Source organism: Sulfitobacter litoralis, from assembly GCF_900103185.1.
In the GTDB taxonomy this organism is placed as follows: domain Bacteria; phylum Pseudomonadota; class Alphaproteobacteria; order Rhodobacterales; family Rhodobacteraceae; genus Sulfitobacter; species Sulfitobacter litoralis.
On sequence record NZ_FNJD01000002.1, the window covers coordinates 248914 to 263283 of the forward strand.

A 14370-nucleotide genomic window follows, 5' to 3' on the forward strand; every position below is an offset into this window, starting at 1 on the left:
TCCGTCTGCTACATCCGCCCTGATTTAGACGTCTTGGGTAATTTCAAGTCGCGCCAACACCCCGGTGACGCGATGTATTCGCTTATCCGGCCCTGACGTATGAGAGGATGGACGTGTCCGAAACAGCATCAATCTCTACAGGTATCGCACAACGCTATGCGACCGCCGTGTACGAGCTGGCCCAAGAGGCCAAAGCCCTTCCCCAGATCGAGAAAGATCTTGATGCGCTGCAAGCCGCATTGGCCGAAAGCGAAGATTTCCGCGATCTGATCCATTCGCCGATCTACACGCGCGAACAGCAAGCCGCGTCGATCAGTGCCATCGCCAAAAAGATGGACCTGTCCCAAACGCTGGCAAGCACGCTGGAACTGATGGCCAACAAGCGGCGTCTGTTCGTCCTGCCGCAGCTGGTCCAGAACCTGCGCGATATTATCGCCGTCGAAAAGGGCGAAGTAACTGCTGATGTGATTTCGGCCAAGGCGTTGACCAAGGCGCAGTCCGAAAAATTGTCCAAGTCGCTCGCCGCGACCACAGGCAAAAAAGTAACGTTGAATGCGACCGTTGATGACTCCCTCATCGGCGGTCTTATCGTAAAAGTGGGCTCTAAGATGATCGACACGTCGATCCGCGCAAAGCTCAATTCCCTCCAGAATGTAATGAAAGAGGTCGGATAAATGGGTATCCAAGCTGCAGAGATTTCTGCGATCCTGAAGGACCAGATCAAGAACTTTGGTCAAGAAGCAGAAGTTGCCGAAGTCGGCCGCGTTCTGTCCGTTGGTGATGGTATCGCTCGCGTGTATGGTCTGGACAACGTCCAGGCTGGCGAGATGGTCGAATTCCCCGGCGGCATCATGGGCATGGCCTTGAACCTCGAGACAGACAACGTCGGTGTTGTTATCTTCGGTTCCGACCGTGACATCAAAGAAGGCGACACCGTCAAGCGCACTAACTCCATCGTGGACGTGCCAATCGGCAACGGTCTGCTGGGTCGTGTTGTTGACGGTCTGGGTAACCCCATCGACGGCAAAGGCCCCATCGAATCCACCGAGCGTGGCCTCGCGGACGTCAAAGCCCCCGGCATTATCCCACGGAAATCGGTTCACGAACCAATGGCGACTGGCCTGAAATCCGTTGACGCGATGATCCCCGTTGGCCGTGGCCAGCGCGAATTGATCATTGGTGACCGTCAGACCGGTAAAACTGCCGTTGCTCTGGACGCGATCCTGAACCAACAGCAGATCAACGACGCCGCAGGCGACGACGAGAGCAAGAAAATGTACTGCGTGTACGTTGCGATCGGCCAAAAACGTTCGACTGTTGCCCAGCTGGTTAAAAAGCTCGAAGAAACAGGCGCGATTGACTATTCCATCGTTGTTGCCGCCACCGCGTCCGAGCCTGCGCCTATGCAGTACCTCGCACCATACTCCGCAACAGCTATGGCGGAATTCTTCCGCGACAACGGCCGTCACGCGCTGATCATCTATGATGACCTTTCCAAGCAAGCCGTGTCCTACCGCCAGATGTCCCTGCTGCTGCGTCGTCCGCCCGGGCGTGAAGCTTACCCAGGTGACGTTTTCTATCTCCACTCCCGTCTGCTCGAGCGTTCGGCGAAGCTGGGCGATGACGCAGGCAACGGCTCTTTGACAGCTCTGCCGATCATCGAAACCCAAGGTGGTGACGTTTCCGCGTTTATTCCAACCAACGTGATCTCGATCACCGATGGTCAGATCTTCTTGGAAACCGAATTGTTCTACCAAGGTATCCGTCCTGCTGTGAACACCGGTCTGTCGGTTTCGCGCGTTGGGTCCTCGGCTCAGACCAAAGCGATGTCTTCTGTTGCTGGTCCGGTTAAACTGTCCTTGGCTCAGTACCGCGAAATGGCGGCCTTTGCTCAGTTCGGTTCCGACCTTGACGCCTCCACTCAGCAGCTGCTGAACCGTGGTGCGCGCCTGACCGAGCTGATGAAGCAGCCTCAGTACTCCCCTCTGACCAACGCGGAAATCGTCTGCGTGATCTATGCGGGTACAAACGGCTACCTCGACAAGATCGACGTCAAAGAAGTCGGCCGCTTTGAAGCGGGCCTGCTGGCGCACCTGCGCAGCAAGCACGCCGACCTGATGGCTGACATCACCAACAACGACCGCAAGGTGAAGGGTGAGCTGGAAGACAAGATCAAAGCTGCCATCGATTCTTTCGCCGCTGACTTCGCTTAAGGGAGGGAGGGCAGATGCCAAACCTCAAGGACCTAAAAAACCGGATCGCGTCGGTCAAATCGACCCGCAAGATCACGAAAGCCATGCAAATGGTTGCCGCGGCGAAGCTTCGCCGCGCGCAGGACGCTGCCGAGCAGTCCCGCCCCTACACAGAGCGTTTTAACGCTGTGATGTCGCGGTTGGCTGCCTCGGTAGGTGGGTCTGACACCGCCCCCAAGCTGCTAAGCGGCACGGGGTCGGATCAGGTTCACCTGTTGGTTGTCATGACCGCTGAACGTGGCTTGTGCGGTGGCTTTAACGCCAACATCGCCAAGCTTGCCAAAGCCCATGCCCGCGGCCTGATCGCCAAGGGTAAGGAGGTCAAAATCTTGACCGTTGGTAAGAAAGGCCGCGACAGCATCCGTCGTGACTTTGCAGACCTATTGGTCGGCCACGTTGACCTCAGCGACGTCAAGCGCCTTGGCTATGCCGATGCGCAGGGGATCGCCAAGGACGTACTTGGCCGTTTTGACGCGGGTGAATATGACATCGCCACGATCTTCTATTCGAAGTTCGTGAACGTTGTCAGTCAGATCCCGACGGCACAGCAGATCATCCCGGCGACCTTCGAAGAGACCGAAGGCGCGGACGAGGCAGCAACACTGTTCGACTACGAGCCCAGCGAAGAGGCCATTCTGGCCGACCTGCTGCCGCGCGGCGTTGCAACGGCGATCTTCTCGGCTCTGCTGGAAAACGCGGCCTCTGAACAGGGTGCCCGGATGTCGGCAATGGACAACGCAACACGGAACGCCGGTGATATGATCGAAGATCTGACCATCGAGTATAACCGTTCGCGTCAGGCCGTCATCACCAACGAGCTGATCGAAATCATTTCCGGCGCGGAAGCGCTGTAGAACAAATCGGAGAAACGACATGGCAAATGCAGTCGGCAAAATCACACAAGTCATCGGCGCCGTCGTCGATGTGCAGTTCGAGGATCACCTGCCAGAGATCCTCAACGCTGTTGTAACTGAAAACCACGGCAAGAAACTGATCCTCGAAGTGGCTCAGCACCTTGGCGAAAACACCGTGCGTACCATCGCGATGGATGCGACCGAAGGTCTGGTGCGTGGCCAGCGCGTCGAAGACACAGGCGCGCCAATCTCGATCCCAGTGGGCAACGCCACATTGGGCCGCATCATGAACGTTGTTGGCGAAGCCATCGACGAAAAAGGCGAAATCGTATCGGCCGAGCGCCGCTCGATCCACGCGGATGCGCCCGAGTTCGCGGAACAGTCGACCACATCCGAAGTGCTGGAAACAGGCATCAAGGTAATCGACCTTCTGGCACCCTACGCCAAGGGTGGTAAAATTGGTCTGTTCGGTGGTGCCGGTGTTGGTAAAACCGTTCTGATCATGGAACTGATCAACAACATCGCCAAAGTGCACTCCGGTTATTCGGTTTTCGCGGGCGTTGGTGAACGTACGCGTGAAGGGAACGATCTGTACCACGAGATGATCGAATCCAATGTTATCAACCCTGATGACCTTGAGAAATCGCAGGTTGCGCTGGTGTACGGCCAGATGAACGAACCTCCCGGAGCGCGTATGCGTGTTGCTCTGACCGGTCTGACACTGGCCGAACAGTTCCGTGACCAATCCGGTACCGACGTTCTGTTCTTCGTCGACAACATCTTCCGCTTTACCCAAGCCGGTTCCGAAGTTTCGGCTCTGTTGGGTCGTATCCCTTCGGCCGTGGGCTACCAGCCAACTCTGGCGACCGACATGGGCCAGATGCAAGAACGTATTACATCGACCAAATCCGGTTCGATTACTTCGGTTCAAGCCGTTTACGTTCCTGCGGATGACCTTACCGACCCTGCGCCTGCGACATCCTTTGCGCACCTTGACGCGACGACCGTTCTGGACCGCTCGATCTCTGAAAAGGGTATCTACCCTGCTGTTGATCCGCTCGGCTCCACATCGCGTCTGATGGACCCGTCCATCGTTGGCGAAGAGCACTACAACGTGGCGCGTGACGTTCAGGGTATCCTGCAACGCTACAAGTCGCTGCAGGACATCATCGCGATCCTCGGCATGGACGAACTGTCGGAAGACGACAAACTGACCGTTGCCCGTGCGCGTAAGATAGAACGCTTCCTGAGCCAGCCTTTCGACGTTGCGAAAGTATTTACAGGTTCCGACGGTAAGCAGGTCCCACTGGAAGAGACAATCACCTCCTTCAAGGCGGTTGTAGCCGGTGAATACGATCACCTGCCCGAAGGTGCCTTCTACATGGTTGGTGGCATCGAAGAAGTGAAAGCGAAAGCTGAAAAAATGGCGGCAGACGCCGCTTAAGGAGCGCTGAAAATGGCAGACACAATGCAATTCGACCTCGTTTCGCCCGAGCGGCGGCTGGCCTCGATGCAGGTGACGGCCGTTCAGATTCCGGGTGCGGACGGGGACATGACAGCAATGCCTGATCATGCCCCCACCATCACCACGCTGCGCCCCGGTGTGCTGCGTGTTGAAGGCCCGGAAGGCACTGCTGAGTATGTGGTAACCGGCGGCTTCGCTGAAATTTCGTTTGATGGGGTGTCGGTTTTGGCCGAACGCGCCGTGCCCAAGGGTGATATGACCCAAGAGCATCTGGATGAAATGATCGCCGAAGCCAAAGCCATGTACACAACGGCAAAAGAGGGTTTCGTGAATGAACCTGGCCCCGTAGACGACGCAGCCAAGCTGCTGTCCGACATGGTTGCCATGGGGGACGAAATCGGCTTGTCGAGCAAGCAACCCAGCCTCTGACGTTTCCTTGCCCGTTTTGATGAAAAGGCCCTGCAATCGCGGGGCCTTTTCTATTTGTTACCCTTAACATAAGGTTGTCTGATTGTTTGGGTAGGACAGGGTAGGGCAGACCATCTCGATGAAACGAATGAACGCAAGTAGTGTAGGTGTCGACAGCGGAGAGGCTGTTTTGTTTTCCGACTTTCAAGATGGGGGCGAAATGTGGACAGGGAAGGGCCAGCGCGAGCGGCGTAACTCGATCAGGTTTGCAACACCGTACCGCGATATCCCCACTGTACACACGTCCCTCGCGTTGTGGGACGTGGATAACGCGACAGTTATGCGCGCGGATCTACGGGCAGAGAATTTGACAAACGAGGGGTTTGAACTGGTGTTCCGCACCTGGGGCGATACGCGTATCGCGCGCGTCAGGGCGTCTTGGATGGCCATTGGGCCATTGTCACCGCAAGACGACTGGGAGCTCTAATACAGGCCCCCAGCCGCTGTTTCAGGGGCGCTTAGCCGGGCTTGTACATGCCGTCATAGATCGGTTCGAGTGTGTCGGCGTCGAACAGCGACGAGACAGACGTGCCGTTCCAGATATTCAGGATCGCTTGCGCAAAGATCGGTGCCGTGGGCACGATCCGAATGTTAGCGGCCTGCTTTACCGCCGGTGTGGGGGCGATGCTGTCAGTGATAACCAGCGACTTCATCACGGAATTGCTGATGCGTTCAACCGCAGGGCCAGACATCACGCCGTGGCTGATGTAGGAGTGCACTTCCTTCGCACCATTCTCGAGCAACACTTCGGCGGCTTTGCACAGGGTGCCGGCGGTGTCGCAAATATCGTCCACAATCAGGCACACCTTGTCGGTCACATCGCCGATCACGGTCATTTCAGCAATCTCGCCAGCCTTCTCGCGGCGCTTGTCCACGATAGCGAGGGGGGAGTTGATGCGTTTGGCCAATTCACGCGCGCGGGCAACGCCGCCCACATCAGGGGAAATGACCATCAGCTCATCCATGCGGCCCTTGAATTCGTTCTGAATATCCAGCGCGAATACGGGCGACGCATAAAGGTTGTCGACGGGAATATCAAAGAAGCCCTGGATCTGTGCGGCGTGCAAATCCATCGTCAGGATGCGTTCAATGCCGCTGCCCACCATCATATTCGCGACCATCTTGGCCGTGATCGGTGTGCGCGCCTTGGTGCGGCGGTCCTGACGAGCGTAGCCGAAATAGGGTAGAACCGCTGTGACACGCGCGGCGGATGACCGGCGCAGCGCGTCGGCCATGACCAGCAGTTCCATCAGGTTGTCGTTGGCGGGGTTCGACGTTGGCTGGATGATGAACATATCCTCGCCGCGGACGTTTTCGTAAACTTCGACAAAGATTTCGCCGTCATTGAACCGTTCGACACGTGCGTCGACCAGCCCTACGTTGACCCCCCGATGCAGCGACATCCGCCGTGCGATGGCTTTGGCCAACGGCATGTTCGCGTTACCTGAGATCAGTTTGGGTTCGGTGGTTTGAGCCATGTGCAAAGGGTCCCTGGATGCAGAACATGTGACAGAATCGTGACGTTGACACCGCTTAGCATGGCCTTACGGTCTGGCAAAGCTGCACAGCCCTGATCGGAGACCCCAAATGGCCCATATCGACTATTTTTTTGCGACACTTTCACCATATGCCTATTTGGCGGGAAACCGGCTTGAGGAAATTGCCGCTAAACACGGGGCAACGATCACCTATAAACCTTTCGATTTGATTACCGCTTTTGGGCGAACCGGTGGTCAGCCGCCCAAGGACCGGCACCCGTCGCGGCAGGAATACCGCGCGATTGAACTGCCGCGTCAGGCCAAGAAGCTGGGGATGCCGTTCAACCTCAAACCCGCGCATTGGCCCACCAACGGTGCGCCTTCATCCTATGCAATCATCGCGACACAGAACGAAGGCGGCGATGTGGGCAAGCTATGCCAGCTCTTTATGACCGCCGTTTGGGCCGAGGAACGTGATATTGCCGATGACGAAGTCGTCCGCGATTGCCTTGAAAAGGCGGGCTTTGATCCCGCGCTGGCCGACAAAGGGCTGCTACAGGGCGCCGATACCTATGCACGCAATCTGGAGGAAGCCGTTGAAAAGGGCGTCTTTGGTGCGCCTTTCTATATCCTAGATGACACACACAAGTTCTGGGGGCAGGACCGGTTGGACGACCTTGACCTTGTGATGGCGGGCAAACTGTGACTTCAGCCTTGTTTACCCGACGCTTCGGACATGGCCCGCGTCAGGCGCTGGCGATCCATTGCACACTCGCCCATTCCGGCGCGTGGCGCGGCGTGGGTGAAGCGCTGGCAGACGATCTGACGCTTTTGTGCTGCGATCTGCCCTCCCATGGTAAATCGCAGGATTGGGACGGAGACGGTGATCTGCACGAACGTTCGACAGATTTGGTGCGGGATTTGCTGACCGAACCTACTGACATCATTGGTCATTCCTTCGGTGCGACGATCGGTCTGCGAATTGCGATCGAAAATCCCGAACTGGTGCGCAGCCTGACGATGATCGAACCGGTTTACTTCGCCGCAGCACTTGCCGATGATCCGGCGCGGGTGGCCGCGGGGGATCGTAACTCCGGCGGGTTCGACGCAGCGTTTGACGCGGGCGACCGGATGGAAGCGGCGCGCATCTTTAACACCGGCTGGGGTGACGGCAGCGGATGGGAAAAGACGCCCCAAAAGCTGCGTCAGTATATGGCGGACCGTATCCACTATGTGCCCGCCAGCCAGCCGTTCTTGCGTGACGACAATGCCGGACTGCTAGAACCCGGCAGGTTCGCCCGCGCCACGATGCCGGTGCTGTTGATCGACGGCGGTGCGTCGGGCGATATGGTGGACGCAATCAGCACATCCATTGCACGACGCCTGCCGAAAGTGACACGCAAGGCGATTGACGGGGCAGGGCACATGGCCCCGATCACCCACCCGCAGGCCGTCGCCGCTGAAATCCGCAGCTTTCTTGAAACGGTATAACAGTCAGAAATACGACAGGAACTGGTCGATCGCCTCTGTGCCGACCGACCAGTCACAGACCAACCGTGCAGACAAAGGCGTATCTGGATCGCCGCTGTCCAGCGGGCCGTCCATGACATAGTATTTGGCCCCCGCAGCTTGCAACTTTTGGTGGATGCGGCGAGGCCATTTGGCAAAGATCATGTTGGCGTCGGGTTCATGCAACATTGTCGCGCCCGCAGCGCGTAGTCCGTCCGCCAGATAGCGCGCATTGTCATTGGCTTGGCGGGCGGTCGCCCTCCACAGATCGTCCTGCAGATAGCCCGCCATCTGCGCTGACAGGAAACGGTGCTTGGAAAACAGATGCGCACCGCGTTTGCGCCGCAGCTCGAATTCCCACGCTTTGGCGGGGTCAAAGAAGATCACTGCCTCGACACCCATGCAGCCGTTCTTGGTGCCGCCAAAGCTGACGACATCGACGCCCGCTTTCCATGTCATCTCTGCCGGGCTGCATCCCAAGGCAACCAGCGCATTGGCAAACCGCGCCCCGTCCAGATGCACCGGCAGGTCATAGCGTTTGGCAACGGCGGTCAACGCGTTCAACTCCTCTAGCGAATGAACGGAACCGCGTTCGGTCACCTGCGTGATCGACACCGGTCCGCGCTGCGCGCCATGCACATTGCCCTCTGGGTGCTTCTCGATCGCCTTTGTCAGCGCCTCGGGGGTCATCTTATCGTCTGTTTCAACCATGGTCAGTTTTGCAGCGCCGGCATAGAATTCGGGCGCGTTACATTCGTCTTCGTGGATATGCGAGGTGACCGAGCAAAAGATCGTCTGCCACGGCTGGGTATAGCAAGCCAGCGCGAGCGCATTGGCAGCGGTGCCGGTTGCGACCAGATAGACCGCGGCCTCGGGTGCCTCGAACGTGGTGCGGATCGCGTCACGGACTTCGTCCATGATCGCATCATTGCCATAGGGCATCGCGTGGCCGCTGTTCGCCTGCGCCAGACGGTTCATGATCTGGGGATGGACAGGGCCCGCGTTGTCAGAAGCAAAAAACATCAGGTTGGCTCCTCGATGATGTGGTCTTCCCATTCCTCGAATGGGGTGTCGAATTCCGAAACAGTCTTGTTTTGAACAGAAATACCGGCGCGATGCACACTGTCGGGATCACCGCTGATCAACGGGTGCCAATCATAAAGTGGTTTACCCTGCCACAGCAGCCGATAGGCGCAGGTCAGCGGCATCCAATAGGCGTGGGTATCAAGGTTTTCGGGCTTCAGGACGATGCAGTCGGGCACGAACTGGTGCCGGTTTTGATAGTGACTGCACCGGCAAGTCGCGTCATCTAGCAGACGGCAGGCCACACTGGTCAGGGCGACTTCTTCGGTGTCTTCGTCTTCGAGCTTGTTCAGGCAGCATTTACCGCAACCGTCACATAGCGCTTCCCATTCGTCTTGCGACATCTTGGTGAGCGGCTTCTTTTCCCAGAACCGTTTGGCAAGACCTTTGGCGGCAATCGGATCGGTCATAGCGCGGCCAGAATGCTGCGGGCCTGAGCGCTGTCCGCATCCATCTGGGTGATTAACGCCTCAAGACCGTCGAATTTTTCCTCGCCGCGCAGGTGGTCGACCAGCGCGACCGAGACATGCTTGCCGTATAGATCGCCCTTGAAGTCAAAAATGAAGGTCTCGAGGTTGGCTTTGTTCTCCCCGAACATCGGGCGCACGCCAAGACTGGCGACGCCGTGGTACCGACCGGATTGCGGCCCCTCAAGCACATCAACCAGCACAGCGTAGACACCAAAGGCTGGCGGGTGCAGCCCGTCGATCGACATATTCGCCGTTGGGTAGCCCAGTTCACGGCCGCGCTTTTCACCATGCAAGACGGGGCCTTCAACACGATGCCAATGTCCCAGCATCGCGGCGGCATCGCGGGGACGTGCCTCTGTCAGTGCGTTGCGGATCGCGGTCGAAGACACGGTATCGGGTCCCTTCGCCATCAGCGGCGCGATCGTCACGCCAAATCCCATCTCGGCACCGAAGGCCTGCAGCTGTTCAGCCGTGCCAGCGCGCGCCTTGCCAAAGCGGAAGTCAGCGCCCACGACCACATGGCGCAGGCCCAACCCGTCAACGATCACCTCCTGCGCAAAGGCGCGGGGGCTCAGGCTGGACAAAGTGGCATCGAACCCCAACTCATACAGCTTGTCGACGCCGATCTTTTGCAACTGGTGCGCGCGCGCCTCTGCACCCATCAGGCGGAAAGGGGGGGCGTCTGGGGCGAAGTATTCGCGCGGGTGCGGCTCGAATGTGACCACCCCCAAAGGTGCTTCGGGCAGGGCAGCACGGGCCATGTCGATGACCGACAGATGCCCCAGATGCACGCCGTCAAAGTTGCCAATAGCGGCAGTTGCCCCCTGATCGGAAGCCGTTACAAATTGATAGTCGCGAATGATTTCCATGCGCTAGGTGGTAGCCCCGTCTGCCCCCGCTTACAAGCAGCGGGGTGGCACAGGGTGGTGAAAAACCGCAGCGTCGTCGGTAGCGCAGGTATCACAGATGTGGGGTCAGTCGAACTTGCGCGACGGGGCCAGAACGGTTGCCTCGCCAATCAGGACCTTTTTGCCGTCAATTGCACAGTGACAATCCAGTTTTACACGGCGTTTGTCGAATTCGATATTGGTGACCTTCACCTCTGCATAGACCAGATCGCCGGGGCGCACGGGGGCCAGAAACTTGAGCGACTGTGCCATATAAACGGTACCATGCCCCGGCAGTTGCTCTCCGATTACAGCAGAAATCAGGCCGGCGGTCAGCATCCCATGGGCAATCCGCCCTTCAAAGATGGTATCCTGCGCATAGGCGTCGTCCAGGTGCACCGGATTACGGTCGGTGGACACCTGGGCGAACATCTCGATGTCTTCGTCGGTCACGACCTTGCGCAGATAGCGCGTCATGCCGATTTCGATATCTTCGATACAGATCGTTCCGCGGGGCAGATTATCCAACATGCCAGCCCTTTCAGTAATAAAGTGACGCCAGTTTCCGGTGGTGTGAAACTTAATTACTTTGCGGGCGCAGAAACGCAAGGAAAAAGTAGGTCAGCGTAGGTGCCCAATAGTGTAAGTCGGGGCCGACGTTTCCTTTTCAAGATAGCGGGTTAGCGCATCGGGATCGGGTTGGGTTTCGGTTTCCGTCTCCCGCGCGGCAAGCCCACCAGAGATGAAAAGCGAATCGATATCCTCGCCCATGGCTCCTTTGATGTCGGTATGAATGCCGTCACCGATGGCGAGGATGCCAGTGTCAGAGATGTCTTTGTCCAAGGCATAAAGCTTGCGGCGGGCCAGATCATAGATCGGTGGGTGCGGCTTGCCGAAATACAGGCTTTCACCGCCCATCTCGGTATAAAGCGCCGCCACAGCCCCCGCGCACCATTCGCGCACATCGCCACGGTCCACCACGATATCAGGGTTCGCGCAGAGCAGCTTGAGCCCCTTTTGCTTGGCATAAAGCAGTTGTGGGCGCAGCACAGAGGGGTCTTCGGATGGATCGAACGGGCCGGTGCACACGATGCCTTCGGCGTCTTCTAGGTCAACGCGATGGATGTCGGCGGGATCATCAAGCACATCACTTGGGTCAAAGAAATGTTTATCGCTGGGCGGACCAAGGTGCCAAACCTGCGTGCCCACCATGCCGCGATACATCGCCGTGCGCGCAGAGTCGCCCGAGGTGGCAATATCGTCCCACGCATCATCCGGTACGCCGAAATGCGCGAGCTGTTTGATCACGCCGTCGCGGGGGCGGGGGGAATTCGTAACGAGCACCACCTTGCCACCACCTTTACGGTAGGCTTGCAGTGCGGTCACCGCGTCTGGCAGCGCCTTGACGCCGTCATGGACACAACCCCAGAGGTCGACAAATAACGCGTCATAGCGGTCAGAGATTTCGAAAAGGTTACTGATAATCTGGGTCATGGGCCGCTTTCCAATCTGCAAGAGGTTTGCACCGCAGAAAGCACACATCCCTCCGCGGGGCAACTGGGCAGCGTGTCGTTGGCGCAGGGGTTATAACCGCGCCAGCCCGTCCGCGATTTCGCCCGCGATGGCGGCGGCATCCACGCCCTCACGTTCCGCAGAAACGCGCAACCCCAACACGTCAGACTGATAGCGCCGCGCCAGACTGCGCGGGTTGTGACCGGCGCTGATATCGCCCGCGGCTTGGGCTTGGGCAAACAGCTCTGCGAACATCTGCTCCATCTTCAGCAAGTGGGTGTTTGCCTTTTTGGCCAGCGGGTGACGGTGGGCCTGAAGTTCCAGCAAAGTCTTCGACAACATGCAGGCCTTGGCGGGGGCGGTGTCGTTTGAAATGACCATACATGGAAATTTTTGCAGCGCGGGGAGGGGCCCTTCGGTGCGGGCAAGCGTCTTCATCCGCTCTGTCCCGTCGGCGGCGTATCTATCCAGTGCAAGCTCGAACAACGCGTCCTTAGACCCGAAGGCGGCGTAAAAACTGCCCGGCTTCATCTGCAGGCTCGCTTCCAGATGCTTAAGCGAGGTGCCAGCCCAGCCACGTTGCCAGAACAGATCGCGCGCGCGTTCGATCAGATCGTCACGGTCATAGTTCGGCTTGCGAGGCATAGGATCACCTTTTCTTGAATGATTGCTCAATTATATACTTGAGTGATCGCTCAATAAACCCTAAATGTATCTCAACGAAACATTTACAGGAGTTTTTCCATGTCCTTCCCGTCCCACGATCTTGATACCGCCCCCGAAGCCTCCAAGCCGCTGCTTGAGCAGTCGCAGAAAGCTTTTGGCCGTTTGCCCGGTCTGCACAAGGTTCTGGCTGAGAGCCCGCAGGCCTATGAAGGCTATCAGGTGCTGCACAAGCTGTTCACCGAAACCGATTTTGATGCGGAAGAGCTGACGGTTGTCTGGCAGGCGATCAACGTTGAAAACGAATGCCACTACTGTGTGCCTGCACACACCGGTATTGCCAAAATGATGAAGGTATCGGACGAAATTTCCGATGCTCTGCGCAACGAAACCGCGCTGCCCACACCCAAGCTGGAGGCACTGCGTACGTTCACCGTTCAGATGTTCCGCCAGCGTGGCAACGTCTCTGACGATCAGATGAAAGCGTTCTTTGACGCGGGCTATGGCCACCGTGCCGTGCTGGATGTGATCCTTGGTATGGCGCAGAAAACCATGTCCAACTACGTGAACCACGTCGCACAGACGCCCGTCGACGACGTGTTCAAGCCGCTGGCATGGGAACGCGGCGATACCCCTTTGAAGGTATAAGCCACCTGCGCTTCTGCGCTGCGCTGGAATGACAAAAGGCCCCCTAATCGCAGGGGGCCTTTTGCGTTTGTTACCCCCGCCAGGCGGGGGGCAGATGGGTCTGTTTAGGCTTTGATGTTCGGGATGATCTGCTTTTTACGGCTCATCACGCCCGGCAGGACAACGCTGTCACCGGTGACGGTCGCGCCAAAGCTTTTCTCTGCCACGGACTTGGTAAAGTCGTTGGGGATCAGCATGGTGGCTTCTTCGTTCAGGATGTCGACAACGAAGAGCAATACCTGATCGGCCCCGTCTTCTGTGGCAACGCCGGGCATCGCAGCCATCAGTGCATCCTTGCGGTTCAGCACCGTGGCAGGCGAAGTGGTTTCCAGAACAGAGACCCGGAATTTCTTGCCGCCGACTTCGTATTCCTTGCTGTCCATCCGCAGCAGTTCCGCTTCGGAGAAAGACGAAACGTCGGATTTCGCCGCAAACATCTGCGCCGCGTATTCGGCAATGTCGACGCCCAGATCTTTGGCCAGCGCGTGGGCGATGGCGGTGTCTTCTTGCGTGGTGGTCGGGCTGCGGAATTCCAGCGTGTCGGACAGGATGCAGGTCAGCATCGCGCCTTTGATGTTCTCGGGCATCTGCGCCATGTCATCACCGATCATTTTGTACATGATCGTCGCTGTACAGGCGAGCGTTTCCATCACGATGTTGACGGGACCTTTGGTTTCAAGCCCGCCCACCAGACGGTGGTGGTCGATGATGGCGGTGATGTTCGCGTCATTGATGCTGGCAGGCAGTTCCGCAGGGTTGTTGGTGTCTACGATCACAACGGGTTGGTCGGCTTGCACGTCTTCGATGATCTGTGGCTTGTCCAGTTTCCAGTGGTCCAGCATGAACAGCGCTTCGGTGTTGGGTTCGCCCAGCAGGGCGGGGGCGGCGGCGACGCCTTTGATTTCGTTCAGATACCATGCCCAGATGATCGGGCTGCCGGTGCTGTCGGTGTCGGGGGATTTATGGCCAAAAACAAGCGTTGTCATAGGGGATATCCTGAAGTGGGAGAGTGTTGATTTGCGCGCCTTATATGGCTGGTTGC

General features: G+C 57.9%; 17 protein-coding genes. 9 read left to right on the top strand and 8 right to left on the bottom strand.

Translation table 11 applies throughout. From position 1 onward, the window contains the following. Nucleotides 1-113 precede the first annotated feature (113 nt). From BLQ98_RS03155 to BLQ98_RS03180, 6 genes are all read left to right on the top strand, one after another. Nucleotides 114-674 (top strand): F0F1 ATP synthase subunit delta, encoded by a 561-nt coding sequence (locus BLQ98_RS03155; RefSeq protein ID WP_208596008.1) that lies wholly within the window; start codon nucleotides 114-116, stop codon nucleotides 672-674. Next, nucleotides 675-2213 (top strand): F0F1 ATP synthase subunit alpha, encoded by a 1539-nt coding sequence (gene atpA, locus BLQ98_RS03160; protein WP_005849573.1) that lies wholly within the window; start codon nucleotides 675-677, stop codon nucleotides 2211-2213. Nucleotides 2214-2227: 14 nt separating this feature from the next. Next, nucleotides 2228-3106, top strand: coding sequence for a F0F1 ATP synthase subunit gamma (locus BLQ98_RS03165; RefSeq protein WP_093731891.1), 879 nt, complete (start codon nucleotides 2228-2230; stop codon nucleotides 3104-3106). Between the two features lie 19 nt (nucleotides 3107-3125). Continuing rightward, complete coding sequence (atpD, locus tag BLQ98_RS03170) at nucleotides 3126-4550, top strand: F0F1 ATP synthase subunit beta (RefSeq protein WP_093731892.1); 1425 nt, start codon at nucleotides 3126-3128, stop codon at nucleotides 4548-4550. Nucleotides 4551-4562: 12 nt separating this feature from the next. Then, nucleotides 4563-5000, top strand: a complete 438-nt coding sequence (locus BLQ98_RS03175) for a F0F1 ATP synthase subunit epsilon (RefSeq protein WP_093731893.1) — start codon at nucleotides 4563-4565, stop codon at nucleotides 4998-5000. 127 nt (nucleotides 5001-5127) lie between these two features. Then, a complete protein-coding gene (locus tag BLQ98_RS03180; protein WP_093731894.1) occupies nucleotides 5128-5466 on the top strand; it encodes an H-type lectin domain-containing protein in 339 nt (112 codons plus the stop codon). 31 nt (nucleotides 5467-5497) lie between these two features. Here BLQ98_RS03180 and BLQ98_RS03185 read toward each other — a convergent pair whose 3' ends face one another. Further along, nucleotides 5498-6517, bottom strand: coding sequence for a ribose-phosphate pyrophosphokinase (locus tag BLQ98_RS03185; protein WP_093731895.1), 1020 nt, complete (start codon nucleotides 6515-6517; stop codon nucleotides 5498-5500). Between the two features lie 109 nt (nucleotides 6518-6626). Here BLQ98_RS03185 and BLQ98_RS03190 point away from each other — a divergent pair, with 109 nt between their 5' ends. Then, nucleotides 6627-7223 (top strand): 2-hydroxychromene-2-carboxylate isomerase, encoded by a 597-nt coding sequence (locus BLQ98_RS03190; RefSeq protein WP_093731896.1) that lies wholly within the window; start codon nucleotides 6627-6629, stop codon nucleotides 7221-7223. After that, complete coding sequence (locus tag BLQ98_RS03195) at nucleotides 7220-8008, top strand: alpha/beta fold hydrolase (RefSeq protein ID WP_093731897.1); 789 nt, start codon at nucleotides 7220-7222, stop codon at nucleotides 8006-8008. Before BLQ98_RS03190 ends, BLQ98_RS03195 begins: the two co-directional genes overlap by 4 nt. A gap of 3 nt (nucleotides 8009-8011) precedes the next feature. On the opposite strand, the gene BLQ98_RS03200 is transcribed toward BLQ98_RS03195, so the two are convergent. The 6 genes from BLQ98_RS03200 to BLQ98_RS03225 form a co-directional block, all read right to left on the bottom strand. Next, nucleotides 8012-9049, bottom strand: coding sequence for a threonine aldolase family protein (locus BLQ98_RS03200; RefSeq protein WP_093731898.1), 1038 nt, complete (start codon nucleotides 9047-9049; stop codon nucleotides 8012-8014). Next, a complete protein-coding gene (locus BLQ98_RS03205) occupies nucleotides 9049-9519 on the bottom strand; it encodes a YcgN family cysteine cluster protein (RefSeq protein ID WP_093731899.1) in 471 nt (156 codons plus the stop codon). Before BLQ98_RS03205 ends, BLQ98_RS03200 begins: the two co-directional genes overlap by 1 nt. After that, nucleotides 9516-10448, bottom strand: coding sequence for a bifunctional riboflavin kinase/FAD synthetase (locus tag BLQ98_RS03210; RefSeq protein WP_093731900.1), 933 nt, complete (start codon nucleotides 10446-10448; stop codon nucleotides 9516-9518). Before BLQ98_RS03210 ends, BLQ98_RS03205 begins: the two co-directional genes overlap by 4 nt. Nucleotides 10449-10553: 105 nt before the next feature. After that, nucleotides 10554-10997, bottom strand: coding sequence for a MaoC family dehydratase (locus BLQ98_RS03215; protein WP_093731901.1), 444 nt, complete (start codon nucleotides 10995-10997; stop codon nucleotides 10554-10556). A gap of 90 nt (nucleotides 10998-11087) precedes the next feature. Then, the gene (locus tag BLQ98_RS03220) at nucleotides 11088-11960 is read right to left on the bottom strand and encodes a TIGR01459 family HAD-type hydrolase (protein WP_093731902.1); all 873 of its coding nucleotides are present in this window, start codon (nucleotides 11958-11960) and stop codon (nucleotides 11088-11090) included. A gap of 90 nt (nucleotides 11961-12050) precedes the next feature. Beyond that, entirely contained in the window at nucleotides 12051-12623 is a 573-nt protein-coding gene (locus BLQ98_RS03225) for a TetR/AcrR family transcriptional regulator (protein WP_093731903.1), read from the bottom strand. Between the two features lie 99 nt (nucleotides 12624-12722). On the opposite strand from BLQ98_RS03225, the gene BLQ98_RS03230 reads away from it, so the two are divergent. Next, entirely contained in the window at nucleotides 12723-13289 is a 567-nt protein-coding gene (locus BLQ98_RS03230; RefSeq protein WP_009825196.1) for a carboxymuconolactone decarboxylase family protein, read from the top strand. A 104-nt stretch (nucleotides 13290-13393) separates the two neighbouring features. Here BLQ98_RS03230 and BLQ98_RS03235 read toward each other — a convergent pair whose 3' ends face one another. Further along, nucleotides 13394-14314 (bottom strand): manganese-dependent inorganic pyrophosphatase, encoded by a 921-nt coding sequence (locus BLQ98_RS03235; protein ID WP_093731904.1) that lies wholly within the window; start codon nucleotides 14312-14314, stop codon nucleotides 13394-13396. Nucleotides 14315-14370: the final 56 nt, after the last annotated feature.